This window comes from Candidatus Thiothrix phosphatis (assembly GCF_035668035.1).
Classification (GTDB): Bacteria; Pseudomonadota; Gammaproteobacteria; order Thiotrichales; family Thiotrichaceae; genus Thiothrix; species Thiothrix phosphatis.
In genome coordinates, this window is sequence record NZ_JAYMYJ010000154.1 from 1 (window position 1) to 6013 (window position 6013).

Consider the following 6013-nt stretch of genomic DNA (forward strand, 5'->3'; position numbering starts at 1 on the left):
GGGCCGCTTAATTTGACATTGAGGGCGCGATGGCCTTCCATGCCGAAGGTAAGCTCTTGCTGAATATCAATTTGTGGGTGTGAACCGAAAAACCAGTCAAAGCCGGTATTGTGCATATCCCCTTCAAAGCCTCCATCGTAAACTAAGCCTTTGAATGTCTCATCTTCTGGAGGAAGGCCAGCCAGCCAGACTGCATGGGCTTCCGTCCACTGCTGCTCCTTAATCAGGCGGCTGACATACGGTGTCATTTCCTTGCTGTCGATGGGTTGTGATGAATGCAACCGCAATTCGTATAAATGAGACAGTAAGGCGGATGGCGTTTTCTCATCCCGTACCAGAAAATTGAAAAAACTGCCCCACCATGTTGGCGGGTTTTTGGCAAATTTATCAAGTAAAGGCGTGTTTTCAGGTGTTGCCACTGTCAGTTGCTGCAATTGTGGATACAGCGATTGGCTTATGCTTGTGTCGCGTGTCAGCAAGACATTCCATTCATCCAGTAATTTATCCAACTGCTTGGTGCGGCTCCAGAATGCGGACAGGTAGGTGTGGGTGCTGTTTTGTGCGGTTGCAAGTTTGTCCGCCAGTTCCGCCAGTTGTATTGCCTGTTCCTGCTTGCCTTGATGGAGCAATAGCAAGGCCAGTTGCACCATCGCCTCACCACTGCCCAAATTGCTGGCAAGCGCCTGTTGTGTAAATGTTTGCGCCTGATCCAGTTGATTTTCCTGACGCGCCTGATTGGCCAGTTGCAGCCAGTCATCGGTATCCAGTCTTTTCCATCCCTGTGGGTCAATATCGGCAGTTGCCCGCCTGGCGTCAAAGAAATCATCCGGCACGACATGGCCGCTGCGATAACTGATGCTTAACGCAATGGCCAATACCGCAAAAACAATCAGCAACACCTGTCTCAGCTTGTCCAATATGACCATACCCTTTATGCCGCGTTCTTGAGGGTTTTCCTTTCGCCGTAACTGTAGTAATAGTCGTAGTTGTAGTAGGAGTCACCGCCAGCATTGCCTTTGGCTTTGGTCATGACAACCCCGATGATGTTAGTCCGCGCCTGCCGTAGGCGATTGAATGCGGCTTGTAACGGCCGTTTACGTGATTCATTCCAGGCCGCCACCAATAGGGTGGCGTGGGTGCGGTTACCGATTACCAGCGCGTCCGCCAAGCCAAGAATCGGCGGGGAGTCGAGAATGATAATGTCAAACTCACATTGTGGGCTGTCTGCAAAGGCGACCAATTCAACCAAGCGCTCACTCGAAAGCAATTCCACCGGATTGGGCGAGAGGGGGCCGGAGGTTATGACATAAACTTCCGGAATAAACGATGTCTGGGTAATGCCTTTCAACGTTTCCTGCCCCACAAGGTAGTGGGTCAGCCCCTTGGAGTTATCCAATTTGAAATGCTTGTGCAGGCTTGGTTTGCGCAGGTCGGCGTCAATTAGCAGGACACTTTTGCCGGCCTGGGCGAAAGCCGTGGCCAGATTGATGGAGGTGCTGCTTTTGCCTTCACTTGCGTCAGTGCTGGTTACATTCAACACGCGAGGAGCGCCCGCACGGGTTGCAAACATCAGGTTGGTGCGCAGGGAGCGGAATGCTTCCGCCACTGCCGAGGTTGGCTTTTCTACGGTCAGCAGCGCGTAATTCTGCTGCTTCTGCCTTGAACCTTTGCCCATGCTGGGTGCGATCCCAAGAATGGGAACAGGCAAGACCCTTTCTAAATCGTCTATCGATTTGATGCGGTCATCCAGAAATTCAAGCAGAAAAGCGGCCACTGTTCCCAGAAACAAGCCCAGCACGACTCCCAACGCAAGATTCAGCTTAAGATTGGGTTTTTCCACTTCAAATGGCACGATGGCCGGGTCGACAATGGACACATTATTGGTATTGGCCAGCCCGGCAACATTGACTTCCTTGACGCGCTGCAACAGTCCCTCATATAACTGCCGGTTGGTTTCCACCTCGCGCTGCAGGGTGTTATAACCAATGCTTTTATCTTGAGTGGTGAGGAGTTCCGCCTTGTATTTATCAACTTCTGCCCTTAGCTGGTCTTCTTTTTGCTTGGCCGCCATATAATCGGACTTGAGCGTCGTTTGTGCGGTAGACCTCTCTAGTGAGGATTCGCTGTTGATTTGGGCGTCCAATTCATTGATCTGGCTTTGTAATTGCTGCATCAGGGGATAATCAGGCTTGTAGATTTTCAGTTTGTCCTGATAATCAGTCTGAAGTTTGGCTTTTGATGCTTTCAGTTGTTGAATGACCATGCTGCTTTGAACCCGGTCTTGACTTTTGCTGCCCATGGATTGTTTGTACTGGCTTTCCGCCGCAATCCGGTCTTTTTCGGCTTCGGTCAAGGCTGCGCTCAACTCTTGCAATTTCTGCCCCACCAGATTTTGCTTATCATCAGTGTTGTAGATGGATTTGTCTTTGGCGTATTGCACCAGCTTGTTTTCAGACTCCTCCAGCTTGCTTTTGGTTTGCACCAGCTGTTCTTCCAGGAATTTGCGGGCGTAAGTAGTGGAGTCGGCGCGCCGTTCCAGATTCATATTGATATAGTTGTCCGCCAATGAATTGGCGATAGTGGCGGCCATCGCAGGATCCGCGTCGTCGTAATGAACGGTGACAATTCGGGAGTTTTTAATGGGGGAAACTGTCACATTCTCTAGAAATAACTCGGATACAGGGCGTTCCCCAATATCAGTTGTAGTTTTTGCGCTGACATTGGACGGGGTTATTTGGCTGAGCCAGCCTTTAATCTCATTGAGCGAATCTGCATAGAAGGGCTTAACCAGTTCTTCCCCTTTCAGCCTTGGTTCTAGTTTCAGTTTACTAATGACCCGGTCTGCGAGATTGCGGCTCTGGAGTAGCTCATATTGGGTTTGATAGAAATCCTTGCTGTCAGTTGGGCGGGGCGCGCCATTAGCTTCAACGTCATAATCCAATACCCGTTTGTCATCCGTATTGATTTCCAGCGTGACACTGGCCCGGTACAAGGGCGTTTGCATCAAGGTGAATAATAGGGCCAGCAATGAAACCAGTAAAAATATCAGCGCGATGGTTCCCTTACGGCGCTTGATGACTGTCCATAATTCACGTAAGTCGATTTCATCATCACCATTGTCATCGGGGGAACCCGCCATTTCGTAGCCGGTAGCAACCATGGCCCGCTGTTGTTGCACCGGGACAAGGTTGTGTCCTGGTTCAAGTTCGTCCATCTCCCGATTGATGTTCCTGTGTGTCATGGTTCGGATTACTCCCCAGTGTTGCTTACTTTATTGCTCTATCAATTGAACGGACTGACGAAGCCACGAATGGTATTGGTCACTTCCTTGACCCAATAACGGCTGTCGGAACGGTGGATAATGATGCGGTCATCTCCCCGTATATAGGGATCTCGCATTTTGCCGCTGCGGATAGCATCGACATTCAGGTTATAAGCCTTGGTCTGATTACCGACACGGTGAAACAGCACAACTTTTGATGGGTCGGCCAAGCTGGACAGACCTTCACCCATGGCGATGGCCTGCAACAGGGTAACAGAGCCTGAGACTGGATAAATTCCCGGCTTGTTGACTTCCCCTTCCAGCGTTACCCGCTGATTGGTAAAGGTTTCCATGAAAACGGTCACCTGAGGGTTTTGTAGGTATTTGTGCCCAAGCTGCGCCTTAAGTTTGTTTTCCACTTCGATAGGGGTCAATCCGGCGACTGTAATGGCACCAATCAACGGCAATGAAATCTGGCCATTAGATTCAACCCGGACTTTGCCGGATAGCTCATCAGCCTGGAATACCTTGATATCCAGCATATCGCCCGCCGTAATGGTGGCCTGTTCGGTGGGGGCGATATAATCCAGCTCATTCAGGTTGGAAAACACATTTTCCGCAGATGTAGCCCCATCAGTTCCAGTGCTTGTCGGCAGGGCTGTATTACTGCTGCATCCAGTGAAAGCTGCGACGCATAAACAAGTTACGATTGCAGGGAAAAATACTGAGCTTTTTGTTTGTATTTGCATATTGTTATCCAAAACCGTGTAAAGATTTGGTTCCATTCAAGACAAAATGGCCGGGTTCCGATTATTCATAAAAACAATTGTTGAAACCAGTTCTTTTTTCCCTTGCCTTTTTGCGGCAAGAATTCCTGCTGTAGCAACCCGGCGGGTAATGGCAAGCTATCTGGCTCGGCATTGTTTAAAACCAACTGGGGTCGCCCTTCCACCATTTGGCGGATTTCTGTTTCATCGCCAGTGATGCGTATTGCCTCTGCCACGCCTTCTGACAGTATTGGTGGGCGGTGCTCAATGCTGTGTGCATCCGAGGCGATGATGTGTACGACCTTATCCAATAGCAGGCGTTCGGAAAGTTTTTTTGCATTGTTCCCGAATTTTCCCGCAATTGCGCCCGCTGTGATTTGTAACCATGCGCCCATACGGGCGGCGGAGACGAAGTCCTGATAGTGCTCATCCAGCCAGCGCAGGCGCTCAGGATGGGTAATCACGGGTATGTAGCCCGCATTCAGGAAGTTTTCGATCTGATCCAGGAAGTGCGGGACTGGCACATGATGGGAGGGTTCCAGCAGGAAATAACGTGACCCATGCAGGGTTGGAATCCTGCCGGTTTTTAGCCCTTCCATGACTTCGGGAACCATATGCACATCGGCCCCCATCACTAATGTCAGAGGAATTTCCAGGGCATCCAGCTCAGCCTGAAGCGCCGCCAACGTCGGAGCTATGGTTGCCTTCGTATTCGGGTAGACGCCAGGGTAAATATGCGGAGTGCAGGCCAGATGGGTGGTTCCATCCGCCACAGCCAGACGCGCCATAGCGATGGAGGTTTCCAGATTTTGGGAGCCGTCACAAAGTGCAGGCAGGATATGGCTGTGTAAATCTATCATTCTAACAGTATAAGCCAATTTGCAGAAAGAAATGTGTGCTTGTAGTCACACTCTGTTCATCCTTATGCTTACTTTGGTACTAATGTTTTGGAGTCAGGGTTTCTTGGTGCTCCGTCAAGTCTCTGGTAAGTGCATATAAAGATCGCAACCGACCTGATATAGAGTATTTACTAATTGATATGTTGGGGAAATTGCCTGATCAGCAAGGATTTGGCTAGCTCGCCACTTTTGCCGTAGAAGCCCATCTGCCCGGTTTGGTCACAGATCCAGAATTCTTCCGCGCCTTTCTCAAAATACAGTTCTTTTTTGCGTTCCATTTCCGTCAGGGTATTGCTGGGCGATAGCACTTCAATGCATAAAATGGGCGCAAATGCGGCACTGATATTATTCTGCAACCGGGTTAATTGCGAATTGGTCAAGAGGCCGACATCCACTACCTTAATCCCGTCGCGGGTTTCTACTGGAAACTCAGGTACAACCAGACAATCCTGTTGGTAACGGTTAAGCAGGGTCATGATCTTGCCTTGAAAAATGACGTGCATGACACTGGCTGGACTCATGATGATTTGTCCTTGTTGGTTGAGTTCCATTTTGTACGGCAGATTTTGCAGGGCGGGATTGTCGCATACTTCTTGCCAGTTCATGTCCCATCTCCTGAGTGGATTCACTGCTTTAGAGCTTAGCATGGATTCTTATTCCCGTGCATGGCTGACCTCGAAGCCGTGATCCTTGAGCAGTTTCAGGCGTTTGGCCTGATCCAGGTCGTAAGCGGTCATTTCGGCGACCATTTCCTGTAGGGTGATTTTGGGTGTCCAGCCGAGTTTTTCCCTGGCTTTAGTCGGGTCGCCGAGCAGGGTTTCGACTTCGGTGGGGCGGAAGTAGCGTGGGTCAACGGCGACGATGGTCATGCCGGGTTTGACGGATGGGGCGTTGTCGCCTTCGACTTTGGCGACGATGCCTTTTTCTTCAATGCCGGAGCCTTCCCATTGCAGGGTGATGCCGAGTTCGGCGGCGGCGAACTCGACGAACTGGCGCACGGAGTATTGTTTGCCGGTGGCGATGGCGAAGTCTTCGGGGTGGTCTTGCTGGAGCATCAGCCACTGCATTTCCACGTAGTCTTTGGC

General features: G+C 50.5%; 6 protein-coding genes. All 6 read right to left on the bottom strand.

Annotated elements, in window-relative coordinates:
* The coding region (locus VSS37_RS20260; RefSeq protein WP_324698168.1) for a hypothetical protein at window positions 1-917 on the bottom strand (917 nt) is incomplete at its 3' end.
* 14 nt (window positions 918-931) lie between these two features.
* Entirely contained in the window at window positions 932-3241 is a 2310-nt protein-coding gene (locus VSS37_RS20265; protein ID WP_324698169.1) for a GumC family protein, read from the bottom strand.
* A 41-nt stretch (window positions 3242-3282) separates the two neighbouring features.
* Window positions 3283-3873, bottom strand: a complete 591-nt coding sequence (locus tag VSS37_RS20270; protein ID WP_324698170.1) for a polysaccharide biosynthesis/export family protein — start codon at window positions 3871-3873, stop codon at window positions 3283-3285.
* Between the two features lie 203 nt (window positions 3874-4076).
* A complete protein-coding gene (locus VSS37_RS20275; protein WP_324698172.1) occupies window positions 4077-4889 on the bottom strand; it encodes a tyrosine-protein phosphatase in 813 nt (270 codons plus the stop codon).
* 170 nt (window positions 4890-5059) lie between these two features.
* The gene (locus tag VSS37_RS20280) at window positions 5060-5533 is read right to left on the bottom strand and encodes a Uma2 family endonuclease (RefSeq protein WP_324698174.1); all 474 of its coding nucleotides are present in this window, start codon (window positions 5531-5533) and stop codon (window positions 5060-5062) included.
* 48 nt (window positions 5534-5581) lie between these two features.
* Window positions 5582-6013: GDP-mannose 4,6-dehydratase (locus VSS37_RS20285; protein ID WP_324698176.1), on the bottom strand; the 432-nt coding region annotated here is incomplete at its 5' end.